At 45.0% G+C, this 18,300-nt stretch carries 19 protein-coding genes; 7 read left to right on the top strand and 12 right to left on the bottom strand.

What is annotated here, in order from left to right; genetic code table 11:
• Positions 1-58: 58 nt before the first annotated feature.
• Positions 59-922: a hypothetical protein gene (locus tag PQ462_RS15590; RefSeq protein ID WP_274250677.1), complete on the bottom strand. Its 864-nt coding sequence runs from the start codon at positions 920-922 to the stop codon at positions 59-61.
• Positions 923-1,294: 372 nt separating this feature from the next.
• On the opposite strand from PQ462_RS15590, the gene PQ462_RS15585 reads away from it, so the two are divergent.
• Positions 1,295-1,678: a response regulator gene (locus tag PQ462_RS15585; RefSeq protein ID WP_274250676.1), complete on the top strand. Its 384-nt coding sequence runs from the start codon at positions 1,295-1,297 to the stop codon at positions 1,676-1,678.
• Positions 1,679-1,782: 104 nt separating this feature from the next.
• Here the strand turns inward: PQ462_RS15585 and PQ462_RS15580 are convergent, their stop codons facing one another.
• Positions 1,783-2,208: a response regulator gene (locus PQ462_RS15580; protein WP_274250675.1), complete on the bottom strand. Its 426-nt coding sequence runs from the start codon at positions 2,206-2,208 to the stop codon at positions 1,783-1,785.
• Between the two features lie 273 nt (positions 2,209-2,481).
• Between PQ462_RS15580 and PQ462_RS15575 the strand changes: the two genes are divergently transcribed.
• On the top strand, positions 2,482-2,727 hold the full coding sequence (locus PQ462_RS15575) for a hypothetical protein (RefSeq protein WP_149207808.1): 246 nt from the start codon (positions 2,482-2,484) through the stop codon (positions 2,725-2,727).
• Positions 2,728-2,823: 96 nt separating this feature from the next.
• Here the strand turns inward: PQ462_RS15575 and PQ462_RS15570 are convergent, their stop codons facing one another.
• From PQ462_RS15570 to PQ462_RS15555, 4 genes are read right to left on the bottom strand one after another with little or no spacing between them, the layout of a single operon-like run.
• The gene (locus tag PQ462_RS15570) at positions 2,824-4,137 is read right to left on the bottom strand and encodes a PcfJ domain-containing protein (RefSeq protein ID WP_274250674.1); all 1,314 of its coding nucleotides are present in this window, start codon (positions 4,135-4,137) and stop codon (positions 2,824-2,826) included.
• Positions 4,134-4,523, bottom strand: coding sequence for a PcfK-like family protein (locus PQ462_RS15565; protein ID WP_274250673.1), 390 nt, complete (start codon positions 4,521-4,523; stop codon positions 4,134-4,136). The genes PQ462_RS15570 and PQ462_RS15565 overlap by 4 nt, the downstream gene beginning before the upstream one ends.
• Positions 4,524-4,549: 26 nt before the next feature.
• Positions 4,550-4,909: a DUF7222 domain-containing protein gene (locus tag PQ462_RS15560; RefSeq protein ID WP_274250672.1), complete on the bottom strand. Its 360-nt coding sequence runs from the start codon at positions 4,907-4,909 to the stop codon at positions 4,550-4,552.
• 44 nt (positions 4,910-4,953) lie between these two features.
• The gene (locus tag PQ462_RS15555) at positions 4,954-5,340 is read right to left on the bottom strand and encodes a single-stranded DNA-binding protein (RefSeq protein WP_274250671.1); all 387 of its coding nucleotides are present in this window, start codon (positions 5,338-5,340) and stop codon (positions 4,954-4,956) included.
• Positions 5,341-5,660: 320 nt separating this feature from the next.
• Here PQ462_RS15555 and xseA point away from each other — a divergent pair, with 320 nt between their 5' ends.
• Together xseA and xseB are read left to right on the top strand one after the other, a co-directional pair.
• The gene (gene xseA, locus PQ462_RS15550; protein WP_274250670.1) at positions 5,661-7,097 is read left to right on the top strand and encodes an exodeoxyribonuclease VII large subunit; all 1,437 of its coding nucleotides are present in this window, start codon (positions 5,661-5,663) and stop codon (positions 7,095-7,097) included.
• The gene (xseB, locus tag PQ462_RS15545) at positions 7,072-7,281 is read left to right on the top strand and encodes an exodeoxyribonuclease VII small subunit (protein WP_392389475.1); all 210 of its coding nucleotides are present in this window, start codon (positions 7,072-7,074) and stop codon (positions 7,279-7,281) included. The genes xseA and xseB overlap by 26 nt, the downstream gene beginning before the upstream one ends.
• Positions 7,282-7,491: 210 nt before the next feature.
• Here xseB and PQ462_RS15540 read toward each other — a convergent pair whose 3' ends face one another.
• The 5 genes from PQ462_RS15540 to dinB form a co-directional block, all read right to left on the bottom strand.
• Positions 7,492-9,810: an ATP-dependent helicase gene (locus PQ462_RS15540; RefSeq protein ID WP_274250669.1), complete on the bottom strand. Its 2,319-nt coding sequence runs from the start codon at positions 9,808-9,810 to the stop codon at positions 7,492-7,494.
• A gap of 292 nt (positions 9,811-10,102) precedes the next feature.
• Complete coding sequence (locus PQ462_RS15535) at positions 10,103-10,417, bottom strand: DUF3606 domain-containing protein (protein WP_274250668.1); 315 nt, start codon at positions 10,415-10,417, stop codon at positions 10,103-10,105.
• 124 nt (positions 10,418-10,541) lie between these two features.
• Positions 10,542-11,162 carry an alpha-ketoglutarate-dependent dioxygenase AlkB family protein gene (locus PQ462_RS15530; RefSeq protein ID WP_274250667.1) on the bottom strand — a complete coding sequence of 207 codons (621 nt, stop codon included), beginning with the start codon at positions 11,160-11,162 and terminating at the stop codon, positions 10,542-10,544.
• Positions 11,163-11,217: 55 nt separating this feature from the next.
• Entirely contained in the window at positions 11,218-14,274 is a 3,057-nt protein-coding gene (locus PQ462_RS15525; protein ID WP_274250666.1) for a DNA polymerase III subunit alpha, read from the bottom strand.
• 3 nt (positions 14,275-14,277) lie between these two features.
• Positions 14,278-15,459 carry a DNA polymerase IV gene (gene dinB / locus PQ462_RS15520; protein ID WP_274250665.1) on the bottom strand — a complete coding sequence of 394 codons (1,182 nt, stop codon included), beginning with the start codon at positions 15,457-15,459 and terminating at the stop codon, positions 14,278-14,280.
• 399 nt (positions 15,460-15,858) lie between these two features.
• Here dinB and PQ462_RS15515 point away from each other — a divergent pair, with 399 nt between their 5' ends.
• Positions 15,859-16,308 (top strand): response regulator, encoded by a 450-nt coding sequence (locus tag PQ462_RS15515; RefSeq protein ID WP_149207797.1) that lies wholly within the window; start codon positions 15,859-15,861, stop codon positions 16,306-16,308.
• Between the two features lie 72 nt (positions 16,309-16,380).
• Here PQ462_RS15515 and PQ462_RS15510 read toward each other — a convergent pair whose 3' ends face one another.
• Complete coding sequence (locus tag PQ462_RS15510) at positions 16,381-16,629, bottom strand: DUF6965 family protein (RefSeq protein WP_274250664.1); 249 nt, start codon at positions 16,627-16,629, stop codon at positions 16,381-16,383.
• A gap of 729 nt (positions 16,630-17,358) precedes the next feature.
• Between PQ462_RS15510 and PQ462_RS15505 the strand changes: the two genes are divergently transcribed.
• Complete coding sequence (locus PQ462_RS15505; RefSeq protein ID WP_149207796.1) at positions 17,359-17,814, top strand: hypothetical protein; 456 nt, start codon at positions 17,359-17,361, stop codon at positions 17,812-17,814.
• Between the two features lie 258 nt (positions 17,815-18,072).
• On the top strand, positions 18,073-18,213 hold the full coding sequence (locus PQ462_RS15500; protein ID WP_179005270.1) for a hypothetical protein: 141 nt from the start codon (positions 18,073-18,075) through the stop codon (positions 18,211-18,213).
• Positions 18,214-18,300: the final 87 nt, after the last annotated feature.

The following is an 18,300-nucleotide window of genomic DNA, read 5'->3' as shown; positions in this document are numbered from 1 at the left end:
GAAGCTCAAAATTTAGATGGTCCTCTTTTACAGCGTTTTGTGTTTTTTGTCCCGCTTTTTAATTCTCTATCCGGGCAGCTTGGGCCACCATACGAAACAGAGGTTCGTATTTTCTCAGCTGGTGATCCAGATTCTGGTACGCAGCAGCAGGGCCGATGCTGCCCTGCAGGCAGTATAACTTGCCCCCGCTTGCCGCCATAAACTGGAGCATGCGCACTTTCATGTTTTTTTGGGGCTCGTCCAAAATTTCCTCTATTTCTACCATTATGCCCGGCATATCATCGATGGTAACCGGCTCTGTGCGGATCAGCCTGCTTTGGGGGGGTATCATTTCCTGCATGGATTTTTCATTAAGTGCAAGGTTTTGGTATTCTTGGGGCAGATCATGAATTACGATCAGTATCTTTTCATTTCCTTTTCCCTCACAGCTGCTAAACTGCTGCACGGCTGCGGGCATTTGGGCTTCCTGCGCCTCCCAGCTTTTGGGTATCGGCAGCACAACCACGCTTTGGTCTGCTTTGGGATGGCCCTTTGTGGAGAATTTTACCGTATGGCCGTCGATTATTTCCTGATGGGGCGCGTCATGGTAGGCAAAGGCGAGCAGGCCTTTGGGAAGAGCGGCAGCTGGGCTGAACCCTATTTTGTCTTTGACGGCCTGAAGAAATTTGGCTGCATATTCTTTCTTTTCAATAGGGTGCCGCACCTGCTGGTTTATCAGGGAGTCAATGTGTTTTTGAAAGCTGCTGAACTGCGGATCAGCGAGCTGCTGCCGCAGAAAGAGTTCCGCATTTTTCTCTGCCCTTCCAAATACCGCCTGAGCCTTTTGCTGAAGGTCGGCCGCTTCTTTTGCAAAGGCAGGGAATTGGCTGGCGGCCTTTTTCAGGGCGGCACTCTGTCCTTTCAAAAAAGCATAGGTTTCCATGGCAAGAAGCACTTTAGGATCATGGTGCTGCTGCGGATAACAGCCCCAGACAGCCAGTGCGCAAAAAAGGAACAGTAGGGGTCTCATAGTCTGCAGTTCTAACTTAAAACCAAAATAAAACAGATAGGCAAGGATGAAAAATCCTATAAAAACGCAAAAATAATCTTCACGGCAGCATTGTTCTTATATAATTCCAAAATAGAGTTGTAAAATTTCCACATCTGGCAGCCAGCGTCCATTTGCCGCAGAAAATCGCCGTATCTTTAAGGGCGGCTGTATAGGCGATTTATCTTTTTTTGCCTGCCGCGCCAAACCGCATCGGGCTAAAAACCGTATTTAATTGCAGCCGAGGAGCTTAAAAATGTATGTGCCATGTTATATAGAAGTATTCTGCTTATCGATGATGACCGTGAAGATGCCGAGCTGTTTATGGAAGCGGTAGACCAGCTCAATAAAAACATACTGCTGCGATGGGAGAGCAGTCCGCAGACTGCCTTGGAAGAACTCAGGGGGTCTGATAAGCTGCCCGAACTGATTTTTCTAGATTATAATATGCCCAGAATCAATGGGCTGGAGCTGCTGATCTCTTTAAAAAATGACGCAAGGCTGAAGGATATTCCTGTAGTGATGATCTCGACCCCCTCGGCGGATTTCATGAAGAGCAAAATCGGGCAGCACAACATCCTTGCCTATATCAGCAAGCCCAACAGTTTTGGCGAGCTTCTTTCCCAGCTGGATTCGCTTTTGCAGCCATAGCCATTTTGATGTTTCGAGCAAGAAAAAAAATAGAAAGCCTCAACAGATTTTACCTGAAGTTCAGCGGGCGGATTGGTACAATATAAATAAAGCAGAGGTGCTTTTTACAGTGCTGATCCCGGAGTAAGGCTTAGGCGCCAGTATTCCACAATGTTTTTTATCATGGCTTGATAGACTGAGAAGTCTTCTTCTTTCCTAAAGTATCCCTGTACTTGGCAGCGGTACGCCCTGAGCACATTTTCCGGGTTTTTCGAGGTGGAAAGAAAGATGTAAGGAGTACATTTCTCGCGGATTTCCGCCAGGGCAAGTATCTGTTCGCGGAGTTCAAAGCCATTAATCTTGGGCATATTGATATCTGACAAAATAAGGAAAGGCCTTACCTTCGAATTGGAAAGGTAAGAAAAGGCATCCATTGGGTCTTCAATGAATTTTATTTTGTTGGGATAGTCCAGGCTTTCAAAAATATCCTTAAGGAAGAGCCTGTCATCCTCGTCATCTTCGATTATTATTATTTCTCCGTTACTTCTCATGTCTTAAAGATGCGCTTTAAATTAAGTAATTTAGCTTTGTCCAGTTTTGATTTTCCATTGTGAGGGCTAAACGTTTTTAAGATTCTGCCTCCCTAAAATTAAATCATTTCCTTATTTTTTTCTTACAGTAAATTTTATTTTTCTTACTAAATTAACATGTACGGTAAAATGCTGCTTGTCTTTTTTTTAACAGTACCCGGTGCTGCGGCTGCGGTCTTAATTGCTATATTTGATAGGAGAATTACAACTACCCTAACATACAGATCTTTCACAATGGAAAAAGCAATACAATTAAAGGTGAGAAAAGATTTGGACCCGCACCAGCAGCTCACCGTGATCAAGCTCAAAGGGAGCCTGATTTCGAAAGGCTATACCGAGATCATTCATATTCTGGACCAGGACGAGGAGTATCATCTCAATACCTTTGAAACGGATCTGGAGAAGCGCGGTGAAGCCCGGCAGTATATAACGGCCTTTATCGATCAGGAAAACCTTGCCGATGCGATTACCTTAAAGTAATGCGGCTTTGGCAGGCATTGGAATCCAGAGCCCGCCGTCCGGGAGGACGGCGGGCTTTCGGGCTTTGATTTCAAAGCATAAAAAAAGCCGATATGCTTATCGGCTTATAATTTTGGGTTTTCTTTTTTTCATGCGCTCCTTTATCTGATACAAGTTTTGGCTCAGCAGCTGCAGGATCTGTCTGTGATGTCTGGAGGGCTTGTTTTTCAGTCCCCTGCACTGCAGGATTTCCATACGGCTGAGTGAAATTTCGATGGTTTCTACGGACTTCTCGCAGACCTTTGCCGAGAGTATCAGCGAATCTTTTCTAACATAATACTCATTGGTGAACACGCAATGCCCCAAGTCGTCGCCCTCGGCCATAAAATCTTTTACTTCTTCAATAACGGAAATGCTGAGCTGCCCATCGCGGAACGACAGCCCGAAAAAGCGCTTTTTGTCGCTTGCATATCTTTTCTGTGCCTTTTCGATTTCAAGGCGCAGGTCGCGGAGTTTTTTCTTGCGAAGGAAGTCCCTTTTCTTTTTTACTAAATGGTCGTGCGCCTCGCTGAGGTTATCGGGGCATACATAGAGCGCACACGAAAGGTCTTTTTTGAAATACCGCAGCAGTTCGAGATAATCATCCCAAAGGGGGACATCTGAAATTTTGTAATGGTTTCGGATGACGGTCTTGACCGCCTGCCAGTTGCGGCGGATGTTCTGCCGCGATGCGCAGAGGTAATACTGCAACAGGTTCAGCTGTTTTGCCTTTAGAAGGGTCTCGGCGATGGGGTCGCTTAGAAGCGATGAAAACAATAAGTGCGGTGCAATGTCATATACCGAAGTCTTGAATCCGTTGCGTTTTAAAATCGGAAGCACTTTCATCTGCGGATAGACCTTGAAAGGATTGATATAGAATCGGGCATTTCGGATGAAGTCCTTAGGCTTTATTTCAAGCGGGGAATAGAATTTCCATGCATCAAGGCTACTGGAAAACACATTGGTGCTGAGCGCAAGGGTGCGCACTTCCCCTTTGGGGTTTATCCAATGCTGCATGACTTCCTTATGGAAATAGGAGGGCAGGAAATTCTTTTTCATGTGTTTATGAGATATGACCATGCGCACCACCTGATACTCTGCACATCTCTCGACCACGGCAAAGTATTCGGTTTCTTTGAAATGCACCTGATTATAAGGCATCATTTTGAGTCTGCCTGCGCAGGCAGGGCAGGTGGTGAACTTGGCGCAGGTGCGTTGGCAGGAGGGCTTCCAAACGTGGGTGCAGTCCAGGCAGTAGAACCTGCTGCGGGACAACACACCCCATTTGAGAAAAATAGTCTGCTCTGCCCAAGTAAATACCTCTTCTCTGATAGGCGCAAGAGAGGCGCTCAGTGCCGTCAGCTGCTTTTCGATGATGGTTTTGGGTGTCATAGGTCAAAGAGTGTCAGGGCGGTCTGCACCGCAGGTTTTACGTCTTTTTTTACGGTTGGAACAGGTTCGGTTTTGACAGGCGCAGCAGGGATTTCGGGCTGCGTAAAAAGGTCGGACGGTGCAGGGGTCTGCACCACGGCTCTGCACGCAATCGGCGCAGGCGTTCCGATAGAATCATCGGTGTAGTACTTTACTGCCATGTCGAAGATTTCCTGATTGTCAAAGGCGCACAAGCCTGTTTTTTTGACCTCGCCCATGATATAATGCAGACAGCTTTCGAGGTTCTTGGAAGCTTTGGCAAAGTGCGGCGCAAAGGCGGTATCGCCCTGCGCCAAAGTGCTGAGGTATTTCTCTATGGCATTTTTAAAATTTTCAGAAGCTTTCATAGGAATAGATTTAAGGTTGAAAATTTCTATTCAAAGAGCCTAGAATAGAGCTCATAACAATATTCCTCGAAGCAGAGCCAGCAGACAAAGGTGTAATGCGGTGCCCCAAATCGGTTTTCGATCGGCTCGCCGACAGCTTCTTCCAATTCAGTACGTATATTTTCAAGGTCATCGATATGTTCGATGTAAAACGCTTTGCAGTCCGTGTGGTAGATAAATTCTGAAATCATGCCGCTCACGCATCCTCCCTGATGCAAATCAAGGAAAAAGGATTTGAGCTTTTCCCTGCGTTTTCCGCTGTAGGAAGTAATGCTTTTTAGGATAATTTCATTAAAGGCATCGCTTACACGGTACCCACTGTAATTTGATCTTTCTAAGGCTTTCATACTATTTCATTTAGGCGTGTATAAAAATTTAATGGAGATAACAATTAGAAGGGCAGGTCGTCAGGCTCTTCGTTTTTATTGTCCTTTTCAGCCGCGGGTACTGCTTTTGTGCTCTGCGTCTGTGGGAATACAAGGATTTTAATATCCGAGGTATGAAAGGTCAATGACCCGTGAGCCTGAGCGTCATTTCCGATATAGACATTCAGTCCGATGCGTCCGAAGAGCTGGACGAGCGTACCTTTTTTAAGCCACTGCACCAGTCCCGAGCTGAGCCAGTAAGAACAGTCGATATAGGTTACAATCTTTTTGACCTCTGTGCTTCCTTTGGGTTTATAGCTGTCGTTGACCGCTATGGAGAAGTTTACGACCTCACGGTTTTCTTTTACTTTAAAAACGGAGGCATCTTTTACAATTCGTCCTGTGATTTCCATGACAATAAAGTTTTAGTGAATACTCTTTTAAGTTTTCTTTTCCCCTGCTTCCCAAATGAAATTTTTCAAAAGAAAAAACGGGAAAAAAGAAAGCAGAAGAAAAGTGTCCGGATACCGAGCCGGAGTGCTATAAGTCCCGAAGGGCGGCCAGGGGCCGTTATGCGCATGCAGGTGAGGGCGGGCACTACTTTGGCTGCCCTTTTAACCCGTTTTGAATTGAAAATTAACCTCTCTTTTTTCTGTTTTTGAGATCCGCCTGAGAATAGCTATCTTAGCGGTGAAGAAGAAAAAACAAACAGCAGCAGACCCCTAAAAACAATATGGGACCAGACCAGTATATCAGACTCTCACAGCTCACCGGCCAGATCCAGGAGACGATCCATTCCCGCTTTAAGGGACAGACGTACTGGGTAGTGGCTGATATCACCAACCATTCCTTTAAGGCCGATAAAAAGATCCATTATTTTGAACTGGTGGAGAAATCAGAGAAAGGCAGTGTGATCACTGCTAAAATAATGGGCAAGAGCTGGGGAGCAGGAGCGCTGAAGATCCTTGATTTTGAAAACAGCACCGGACAGCGTTTTACCAACAACCTTCATGTTCTTGTTCAGGTGAGCGTGGATTTCCATCCGCTGTACGGTCTCTCGGTAAACCTTCTGGATATCGACAGCAATTTCATGCTCGGCATTCTGGAACAGCAGCGCAATGCCACACTGGCGAGACTTGTAAGGGATAATGATTTCATACACAAAGAAGGCGAGGGATACTCCACGCTGAACAGCCGTCTGAAGCTTCCTGCGATAATTCAGAGGGTTGCGGTAATCTCTTCGAGCAGTTCCGCCGGGAATGAGGATTTCCGCCATACGATGCAGCATAACGATTTTGGATATGTCTTCCAGATCGATGACTATCATACAGTCGTGCAGGGTGACAACAACGCCAAGCTGTTCCTAAACAAGCTTATCGAGGTCTACAATACAGGTATTCCCTACGATGCCGTTGTCATTGCAAGGGGAGGCGGGTCGCAGTCCGATTTCCTGATTTTCGACAACTACAATATCGGAAGGGCTGTCGCTAAATTCCCGATACCTGTCATAACCGGCATCGGGCACCAGAAAAATGTCAGCATTACCGATCTGATGGCCCATACCCATACCAAAACCCCCACCAAGGCGGCGGAGTTCATCATAGCGCACAACCGCAGTTTCGAGCAGCACATACTCTCGCTGCAAAGGACCATAGCCATCAAATCCCAGCAGCTTTTCCTCGGGCATTACAAGGAACTCAGCGAGATCAAAAATCTGGTCAGCCATAATGCATGGGAACTGATTGCCGCGAAGAAAGAAGGGCTTATGCTGCAAAAGCAGCATATTTCGCAGGCTAGCCGAAACCTGCTGGCAGAAAAAAAGCAGCATCTGCTGCTGGCTGCGCAAAAAGCACTGCAAAGGCCGCAGAGCATCATCCAGCAGGAAAACAGCAATCTTCAGCATTTAAAAGCGAACCTGAAGATCTTTACCAGCCAGTACCTGCGAAGCCGCAGAGTCCAATTGGAGGACCACCATAAAACTATAAAGCTGCTCTCCCCGCAGAATGTGCTCAGCAGAGGATATGCCGTGATCCGAAAAAACAATAAAATTGTAAACGGAGCAGGGAGCATAAAGGAAGGCGAAGAGATTGAAATAGTAACAAAAGATGCCGTACTGAAAAGTACGGTCAACGAAAAAATAGAATATGATGGAAAACACACTGACTTATGAGGCTGCAGCCAAAGAGCTGGCCCTGATCGCCAAAGAGATGGAAGACGAAACCATCTCTGTGGATGAACTGGCTGCCAAAGTAAAAAGGGCATCTGAACTGATAGAGTTCTGCCAGGCAAAACTAAAATCGACCGAAACTGAAGTGGCTAAAATTATCAGCGGCATGGAGAACAGCAGGGAGTAAATCAGGATGCTGCACACTAAAATACAGCTTTGCAGCGTTATAGTTTAAGTTATATTCAGATAACACCGCATGCCTTTTATGAAAAAGTTTCAGGTACTGCCTATTATACGCCGATACAAGACAAAGCCCATTGCTGTTTGAAACAATGGGCTTTTGTATAAAAAATGATTTAAGTACCGATACGGCAATACCGCTCTGATGAGCCGGTTTTTACCATTCGTCCTTTTTACTGTCTGTATTTTTATCATTAAAAATACGGCTATCTTCATTGTCAGCAAAGCCGTTCTGCTGCTCCTGGTCTGCAAAGGGATCCGGTGCATTTTTTAAGTTTTCCTGGATATCCAGAAGTTCGGCAGGGGAAGAACTCTCAGGTTCAGCATCTGATCCGGCAGTTAGGAAACGAAACGAAAAGTCAATGGGTTTCTCTTTTCCCATTTCAAAAAAATGCACCGTGTACTGGTTTTTCTCCCTGTCCACAGCAAGCACTTTTCCTTTGTTCCAGACAGGATGCATTACAATATCTCCCTCATTGAAGGCGGTATCTTCACTGTTTTGAGCCGCAGCTGCCGATACCTGCGCCGCCTGGAGGATTTCTGCTGACAGTTTTCCTTTACGCACATAAAATTCTTCCTTGATTTCAAAGAGGAACCTTGACGGGTACTTGCTCAGCCCTGTGGTGAAATTAAAGCCTTCCGAATCGGTCATGTAAAACCTTTTCTCAGCGCGGGTGACTGCCACATACATGAGCCTTCTTTCTTCCTCGATTGCGCGTTTTCTTCTTTCTTTTATGGAAAGGGCGCTTGGCAGCACCCCTTCGGTAAAACCGCAGAGAAACACATAAGGAAATTCAAGGCCTTTGGAGATGTGGATAGTCATCAGACGCACCTTGTCCTGATTTTCAGTGTCTTTGTCCAGATCGGTATAGAGTGCAATTTCCTGCAGGTATTCGGCAATATTTACAGGGCCGTTGTTTTCTTTTTCCAGCAGCAGCATGGAGCTTACCAGCTCTTTTATATTTTCCAGCCTGTCCTCATCGCCGTCTTTTCGGTAGAGTTCGGAGAGTCCGCTTTTATCGAGTATGATCTTGACCAGATCAGAGATGGAATTTGTCTGGGCATCTGTTTTCAGCTCTTCAACCAGAGCCAGGAAATCAACAGCCCCTTTTTTATTGAGCTCTTTATCCTCAATATTATTTTGCAGGGCCTGAAGCAGGGACAGGTTCTGTTCGCCCGCCAGAAGGCTGAGCCTTTCGAGGAACTTTTTCCCCAGCCCGCGGGAAGGGTGGTTGTGCAGGCGCAGAAAAGAGAAATTATCTCCTTGTACGATAAGCCTTAAAAAGGAAAGCACATCTTTGATTTCTTTCCGTTCAAAGAAACGCACGCCGCCAAATATGGCATAGGGAATGTTTTCTTTAATAAGCGCCTGTTCAATATTTCGCGAAAGATGATTAGAGCGGTATAGGATAGTGATATCAGAATAAGCGGCATTTTGGGTCTTCAGGATTTCCTTGATTTCGGAAGCCACCCAGAAGGTTTCCTCAAAGTCATTTTTTCCATGGAAATGCACCACTTCAACCCCCTCGGGATTATCCGTGACCATATCCTTGTCCACCCTTACCTTGTTGTTTTTGATAATATGGTTGCCTACTTTGAGGATGTTTGGCGTAGAGCGGTAGTTCTGGTTCATGATAATGGTTTTCGTGTCAGGAAACATCCTGTCGAATTCCACCAGGTATTCGGGTTTCGCACCGCGCCACTCATAGATCGTCTGGTCGGGATCCCCTACCAGAAACAGGTTCTGGTGCACACGCGAGAGCATTTCCACCAGATGGAACTGGCTGTCGGAGCTATCCTGCGCCTCATCGACCTGTATGTAATGCAGCATTTGCTGCCATTTGAAAAGCACATCAGGATTGCTGTCGAGTATGAAAGCCGTAAAATGGATCAGGTCATCAAAATCCAGCGCATAATTGCGCTTCTGCTTGTCGAGGTATTTCTGATACACGCGGCTGGAGAGCGATTCCTTTTCATCGGGCTCAAAGCTTTTATTCTCGAGCATGTATCCCAGATAATCGGAGGTGCTTTTCTGTTTGGAGATAAAGCGGAGCACCTGTTTGAAAGTGAGGTTTTTGGAATTGATATCCAGTTCGTTGAACACCTCCCTTAAAATGGTTTTCTGGTCTTCGGCATCCAGTATGATAAAATTTTTAGGGTAATGGATTTTGTTGATTTCCTCACGCAGAAAACGCACGCAGAAACCGTGATAGGTTGTGATGAAGCTGACATCAAAAAGATCGCCAATAAGCGCCTTGACGCGCCTTTTCATTTCCTGCGCCGCTTTATTGGTAAAGGTCACGCAGAGGATATTGGAGGAATTGATGCCCAGCCTGTCCACAATGTAGGCAAAGCGGGAGGTAAGGGCCTTTGTTTTTCCTGAGCCGGCTCCTGCAATAACGCGCACATAGCCTTCTGTGGTTTTCACGGCTTGGAGCTGGCTGGGATTAAGGTTCTCTAGTATTGGATCGTTCATTTTTAAAACGGAATGTTTTTGATCTCTATTTATTTTTTTAAAGCAGAGGGGCAGATCAAAGAGTCTGCAGCACAAATTTATGCAATTAACTCAAAAGAAAGGTAAGAAGCAATTGTTATATTCAGGATGATTAGCTATCGGTTAATGAGACAGCGGTTATCTTAAAATAAAATCCTGAAGAGCATCATTTGACTGCTTAATCAAAAAATGCCCTTCAGGATCTTTTCCATCTTCTTGTTTTTACTTTTTATAAAGCAATGATTAATAGCGATGCCGATACGTTTTTTGCAACTTAAAGCTGTGATAGTTTTGAAGGGTCTGTTGCCTCTTCAATGCTTTTTCCTTCCTGATTGTGATGTTCACTATTCTCCTTTTCATCATGCCAGGGACCGTCTTTCAAACGGACGGTTTCTGAGGCGCTTTCTCTGGAAGGAGTTTCATTCAAGTGCTCGGTTACTTCTTCCACAGTAGTGCCTGCTGCCCTTACTGCATCTTTTAATATCTCTTCAGGCACATTTAACTTTTCAGCCCATTGCTGGATTTCAGCCTGCTGTGAAATATCAATATGAGCGTTCTGCTCTTGTCCGTTATTATGTAGATTTTCCATGATTTTTAAAATTTAATAGTGAATTCCAAAGTTAACATGACAGAAAAATAAAGCTGTTATATTTTAAGCCCCTATTATTATAGGATTGCTATGGTTTTCAAGCGGTTAGAAAGGATTCGTTATTTTATATTTCCCTGACCTGACGAAAGGTAAGGTTGATTCTGGGCAGTACGGGACGGGCCGTCTTAGGCACCTGGTGCTCCCAGTGGGTATTGGTGCTGCCTGCCATGAGAAGAAAGGTTCCGTGGTGCAGTGGAATCTCGATTGGCGCCATATCTTTGAGAATTTTATGGCGCAGTCGGAACAGACGCGTTTCTCCGAAAGTCACAGAAGCGATGTTCATATTCTTATTGCTTGATGAGGTCTTGTCGCTGTGCCATCCCACACCATCGGTGCCATCTCTGTACAAATTGAGCAGTACGCCGTTAAAGTTTATGCGGGTTTCCTTTTCCACGCGCTCCCTGATCTGGAGCAGTTCCAAAGGCCAATCCGGATTGGATTTTCGCTCCGGCCTGCTGCTGTCCCCGTACCAGGAGATCATGCGGGGAGCTGTAACCACTTTGTCATACATGGGCATTTCATATTCCCTCCACCGTGTGCCGTGGTATAAAACATTGTAGTAATGATCGGATTCGGTTTTGCTGAAGAAATTATCAATCAGCAGCAGATCCGCGTCAGGGACGTCAAATATTCTCCTGCCGCCATTGCCTGATGAAAAAATTTCGGTGTCATTAAAAAGCATCATGTTCTTTATTTTTTTAGTTCATACTCAGTGCAGGCCTAAAGCCGAAAGAAGCCTTTTAATTGCTCATTTTAAGCCTTGGAATATTGATTTCATGTTCCTGCGGATAGGGAGCACGATGGGTCATGCTCACATCTTCGCGTATTCTCTGCTGCGCCCTGTATTTCCAGTCGTTTTCCTGTTCATAGCGCGGATCCGGTATAAAGGGCATTTTAGCCATCTTGGTAACCGTTATGGTGGGGAAATGGTAATCCACTTCCACACTGCCCAGCAGCAGGTAGCACCCTCCTCCCTGAAAAGGATACATGGCCAGACTGTCGGTAAAATGCGCCGTATCAAAAAGCTGCCCTTCAGCATCTATCCAGGTGCCGAAATACATAGCGCCCATCTTTGTGGGCACATGCTTGCGGGAGATCAGATAAGCCAGCATTCGGACCTGTTTTTTATGATGGTCCAAAAGGTCTTTTGCCATGACACTGCCCCTGAAAGGAGTCTGAAGCAGATCAAAAGGGGAACAGGAGACCGGAAAGCCCAGCAGTTCAATCTCATCAAAGGCATCTTCAAAAGCAGAACGTTCCAGCTGGGGCAGCACAAATTCCTTTACAGGCTCCTGAAGCAGCATCGGTGCGCGGTTCTCGGGCTTGAAGTTTACCAGAATTAGACGGGCAATGACCAGCAGCTGGTTTTTTGTTTTCCCGGTGAACCGGAATGCGCCGATGTAAATCAGAATCTGTATGGCTTCAATTCCAATGGGTATGCGGTTGATAAAATCTTCCAATGACTTGTAAAGCCCGTTTTTTTCCCGTTCCTGCTGGATCAAAACAGCTGTTTTGGATTCAAGGCCCTGCAGGTGCATGAACCCCAGATAGACATCAGAACCATACAAAGTGGTTTCCAACTCGCTTTTGTTCACGCAGGGATTGTGCACTGCCGCCCCTGACATCTTTGCTTCGTGGACATACACTTCGGTGCGGTAGAAACCACCCTGATTGTTGATTACCGCCACCATAAATTCGATGGGATAATGCACCTTCAGATACAGGCTCTGATAGCTTTCCACGGCATAGGAGGCCGAGTGCGCCTTGCAGAAGGAATAGCCTGCAAAGGACTCGATCTGGCGGTATATTTCCTGGCTGAGCGCCAAGGGATGCCCCTGGGCCGCGCAGGATGCAAAAAAATTGTCTTTTACTTTCTGCAGTGCCGCTTTGGAGCGTCCTTTTCCAGACATGGCACGGCGCAGAATGTCCCCGTCGGCTGCAGGAAGCCCGCCGTAATGCAGGGCAATTTTAATGACATCTTCCTGATATACCATTATGCCGTAGGTTTCCCCTAGCTGCTGCTCGAACACCGGATGGAAGTATTCAAACCTGTCGGGATGATTGTGCCTGAAGATATATTCCTTCATCATTCCCGACTGCGCCACACCGGGACGGATAATGGAGGAGGCCGCCACAAGGGTTTTATAATTGTCACATTTCAGACGCCGCAGCAGCCCTCTCATGGCAGGGCTCTCGATATAAAAGCAGCCTATGGTTTTTCCCATTGCAAGAAAGCTGTTGCAGCTGGCTTCATCTTTTGAAATCGTGGTGTCACGAATATTGAGCCTTATGCCGCGATTTTTCTCAATCAGTTTTACGCTGTCATCAATATGGCCGATCCCGCGCTGGCTCAGGATATCAAACTTTTCAAGCCCGATATCTTCGGCGGTATGCATGTCAAAAAGCACTATGGGAAAGCCCTTGGGAGGCATTTCCAGTACGGAATAGTTGGTGATGGGCTCTTCGGAAATCAGGATGCCGCAGGAATGCATGCTTCTCTGGTTGGGGTATTTCTCCAGCATCATGCCGTACTGCTGTACTTCACGGACCACTTCATTTGCAGGGTGCAGGGTCATCGGGTTTTTGGCAAGCGCATCGAGTTCTTCTTTTGGAAGCCCGAAAACCTTGCCTACCTCGCGAAAAATCGAACGGTATTTGAATTCTACATTGGTGCCGCAGAAGGCCACATGGTCATATCCGTAACGGGAGAAAATGTATTCCAGAATTATGTCACGTTCCTTCCAGCTCCAGTCGATGTCAAAATCGGGAGGACTTTTGCGGTTCAGGTTCAAAAAACGCTCAAAATACAGATCCAGTTCCAAAGGACATATATCGGTAATTCCGAGACAGTAGGCGATGATGCTGTTGGCACCGCTGCCGCGCCCAATATGCAGAAATCCCTGAGAATTGCTGAAACGGATGATATCCCAGGTGATTAAAAAATAACCGCTGAATTCCAGCTGGTCTATTACCTTAAGCTCGCGGAACATCCTTGATTTTGCCTCTGCATTATGCTGCCCATAGCGCCATTCGAGCCCCTTCTGGGCAAGGGTGGTCAGAAGCTGCAAGTCGTCTTTTTTATTATTGGTGTAGTATTTCTTGTTTTTCGGCGTTTTGAAATCAAATTCAAAATGGCAGTCCGCTATTATTTTTTCCGTATTGGAAATGATCTGCGGGTATCCTTCATAACATTTCAGGATCCTGCCCAGATCCACCATTACTTCTGTCTTCCTGCAGTAATCGGTATTGCCGAGTCGTGAAAGAATTACATTCAGGTCAACGGCCCGCAGTATTTTATGCAGCTTGTATTCCGTTTTGGTGCGGAAGGTAACCGGCTGGAGCACGACCATCTTGTCTATTTGGTTCTTCCAGTCACTGAGAATCAGTACAGGGGTCTGTTCAGGACGAATCCCGATAAACTCATGTTCTTTTAAAACTGCGGGCACATTCTCCAGAGGATAAACCACAAAAACATTTTCAAAGTCCGGAGCGGACAAAGGAAGCGGGGCATTCTCAAAATTATGCCTGGTAAGAAAGCGGTTCATTTCAGCAAGGCCCGTCGCATTTTTTGCCAGCCCGATATAGCGCAGCTGATGCTCTGACCGGAATTCTATTCCGACAATAGGCTTTATATTCACAGCCCGGCATCCCTTTACAAAGTCATAAATCCCTGTTACGGTATTAATATCAGTGAGTGCCATAGCCCTGACACCCAAGGCGGCTGCCTTGGATATCAGATCTTCGAGCGGTATGGTGCCATAACGCAGGGAGTGGAAGCAGTGGCAGTTGAGATACATGATTTATTTTTTACGTTTTAAGATTTCGTCTTTGGTATTGGGCTTAAAGGAAGCACCGGCGCACCGCATCACCGCATCAAAACCGTAACGGTTTTTCATCCGGTCCATAGCCTGGTAGAGCGCCAGCATTTCCTGGGTATCGTTAAACAGGTCGATCTGATAGGTTCCCCGCACCAGTCCGCTGAAACGCACCCCAATCAAGCGCAGGCGCATCCGGCGCTGGTAGAGCCTGCCAAAAAGATCCATTGCGGTCTGGGTCAGGATATGATCTGCCGAGGTATACTGCACCCTGCACTGCTTTGTTTCTGTATCAAAGTTGGCATACCGGATCTTGACCGTAACCGTTGAGGTGAGCCACTGCTCGGAGCGCAGCTGATACGAAAGCTTCTCGACCATACCAAGGATAACCCTTCCCAGTTTATCCATGTCGATGGTATCCTGTGAAAAAGTATGCTCGGTGGAAATCGACTTTCTTTCGGTATACGGTTCCACGGGGTTGTTGTCAATGCCATTGGCTTTTTTCCAGAGTTCAATGCCGTTCTGGCCGATCATGCGCTGGAGCGCTTCGGCTGGCATTTCAGAAAGGGTCTTGATGGTGCGGATTCCGATTCGGGATAAGAGCTGGAAGGTCTTGTCACCCACCATCGGGATCTTACGGATCGAGAGCGGGTTCAGAAAAGACTGCACCAGATGTTCTGGGATCTCCAGGTTCTGTTTCTGTTTTCCTTCACCTGTTCCGATCTTCGATACCGTTTTATTGATGGAAAGGGCAAAGGTGAGGGGAAGGCCGGTTTCCTTTGTGATGCGGCGGGCCAGCTCGTCGGTCCATTTGTAGCTTCCGTAGAATCTGTCCATTCCGGTAATGTCAAGATAAAATTCATCAATAGAGGCCTTTTCCACCACAGGGGCTTTCTCCTGAATGATTTCGGTAACGTCATGGGAGAGCCTTGAATAGAGTTCCATATCGCCTTTCATAACCTTGGCCTGCGGACAAAGCCTGAGCGCCATCTGGATGGGCATTGCCGAGCGCACCCCGAAACGCCGCGCCTCATAAGAGCAGGAAGCCACAACGCCGCGCTCGCCCCCGCCGATAATCAGCGGAATCCCATTAAGCTCTGAATTGGTAAGCCTTTCGCAGGAGACGAAAAAGGTGTTCATGTCAATGTGTACAATAGCCCGGTTCATAATCTATATCATTTATACCTGTCAAAATTAGTACAGATGATAACAATTTTTAAAAATATTATGTTCTAAATAATAACAAAAAATCAAAATACTGATTTTAGGGGCGGTCTGGATTATGCTGCAATTAAGCAGAAAGACTTTATTCAGAATTTACGGCAGGTCTTTATTTTGGATTTTTTTAAACCGCCGCCGCCAGCATATTTGGATTTTTCCAAACAGGCATTTCAGCCCACAGGAATCATCTTTTTTTGAAAGTTTTTTCTTTTAGAAAAAAAGAATTATCTTTACAGTTACCACCAAAAAATGTAATTCTATTTTCAATAGTCTAAGACCTAAGTTTTTTTAACCGCTGCGGCTTTCAGATCTATTTTTACCTGCTGCACTATAAATTTAAAAGCTATGCCACAAAAGCAGAATTGGGAGAAGATTATTTATCTGGCTGAAGATGACGAAGATGACAGACTGCTGTTTGCTGATGCAGTCGAAGAATTAAACCTGCCCATTTTGGTAGTGCAGACGGCAGACGGCTGCGAACTGCTGGAAACCCTTGAAAAGGCGAAGCATCTTCCTGAAACGATATTTCTGGATATCAATATGCCCCGAAAAAACGGATTTGAATGCCTTAAAGAAATTCGAAACGGCGGCAGCGATTTCAAAAATATAAAGATTATCATGCTGTCCACCAGCAGCAGTGCGATGCATATCCGGACCGCCTATAATCTAGGGGCGGATTATTATGCCGTAAAACCGCCTACCTTTATGGAATTGAAAGATCTTTTAAAAGGGATTTTGGACAGGGACCTTAAGAGCTTAAGAAAAGAGATGGAAAAAAAACTTCCAGCCTGCTAAAGATAAAAATAATGATGAGGGATCTGAATGCTTGCGGATTTTTAATCAGACAAGATCTTACAGGACAGGGCTTTATTGTTCAGGGGCAGTTTCTTTTTCAGGACTCCCTTGACTGGGCATGGTGCGTTTGATGTGCAGGTAAAAATCCTTGAGATGCCACCAGGCCGGGCATCTCTCTACAGGACCGTTGAAATTGCGTATGCCGATGTAGCAGCTCTTCAAAAAAAGCTGCGTATCTGTAATCTTTGCCCAGGGCTTCCATTCCACCTCAAGGGGAGGAGGAAACGCTTCAAAATGTCTTTTTATATCTTCGTAATTCATGCTGCAAAAATAATCCAAAACCATATATCAGACAAGGCCGGCATTGCTTTTACAGCCCGCCGGGCTTCTGTTTTCGATCAGGGTTTTCACTATTCTGGAGCCCAGCTGTTTGCCCGTATTTGACCTGTACTTTTTTGCCAGAATGATTTGGTTTTATATCGTTAAGGCCAAAGCGTGCTGCTTTTTTTTTTATAAAAAGGACGTATAAATACCATTTGTACGCCGCCAGATCCGGAGAATGATTAAATCAAATTGTCAAAAGAATGGGTTTAAGCCTTAAAAAGCTGTAATTCTAAAAGGATATACTGTAAGTGATCTGCCTTAGGTTTTGGTAAATTTGCTATATACTGGTAAAGGTAAACAGCAATTTAATCAGTCAGAAAAAAAAACAGGGGACCGGCGGGGTTCGTCTGAAGGTTCTGTACAATGATTTAGTTAGTTACCGCATACCATTTCAGGCACCCGCCGGCTGCCAGAAAGCTCCTTGAATTTTGAGGGGCTTTTTTTGTCGGCGGACGTGCGCTGTAAACTTTATGCGCATCAGAGAAAATCAGAAAACTGCAATTCTTTCATTTTTTTTATTTTAGTATTGTATTTATTTCAATTGCAATTATTGGATTATCAGTGATTTAGTACTGTGTATTTTGTAAGAGCTGTATTTTAATTTTATAACGCAGCGGGGAAAAGCTGTGTTAAATTTGAAGTTTATACGAATAAAATTTAATTATTATGAAAACAGCATACTCATCCACTGTTCCTAAGGAATTAAGCAGCGGCCTGATCATTTTTGCAGGAGTTGCGCTTTTCTTTTTACTCATGGAGTTTTTGAATCTCTCCCATGTATTTTATCTGCGTTTATTGAATGTGTTTTTTATATTTTACGGCGTAAACAGGATTTTAAACATTAACCTTGCCCAAGGACAGAATAATTTTCTTTTTAATGCGGTATCAGCCATGATTACTTCGTTTATAGGCGTAGTGCTTAGTCTTGCTGCACTTATGATCTACAGTTATGCCCGGGGAGGCGACCATTACGTTGAATCCTTATCCCAGACCTTTATGTTCGGAGCGGAACCTTCGGTTCCCATCTATATCCTTTGCCTTTTATTTGAAGGAAGCGCTTCGTGTATTGTGGTGACACTTGTTCTGATGCTCTGCAGAAACAGCAGGTTTAGAGCCGATTAAATATTTGTTTTCAATTTTCGGCCTTTCATTGAAACAAGGATCTTTTTCTGCACATACGGAAGGATTTAATTTATTGATTTTTAATTATGTAAGCATTCTGTCAAAAAAAAAATAGGGCTTTCTTTCCCAGCTGGCTATTTTATAAAACAGGAATGCAGGATGTTCCAATTATGAAAAACCTGATTTTAAAGCTGTAAGCTTTTTAAATCATGGGGCAGTATTTTTACGTTTTCTTTAAAATTATAAAATCACAGCGTAATGAAACTATTTAAAAGCAATAAAAAGCACATCATCGACCGTGCACAGCAATCACAGAAGAGAAAAGGAGCTATAATAAATGCAATGGTCATTTCAATAGTATTCTTTATTGCCGTGCTGCTGGTTTCAGTAATAGTGTAACGGCGTCTATTTAAAAAAAACTTGCTAATTTTTAGAATTCTATCATAAAGTTTTGTAATAAAACACTGAAATTATGTAAGAATATAA

Origin of the sequence: Flavobacterium sp. KACC 22758 (assembly GCF_028736135.1) — a bacterium.
In the GTDB taxonomy this organism is placed as follows: domain Bacteria; phylum Bacteroidota; class Bacteroidia; order Flavobacteriales; family Flavobacteriaceae; genus Flavobacterium; species Flavobacterium johnsoniae.
Note: the sequence above shows the minus strand (reverse complement) of the source record. Positions and strands in the feature narration are given on the sequence as shown.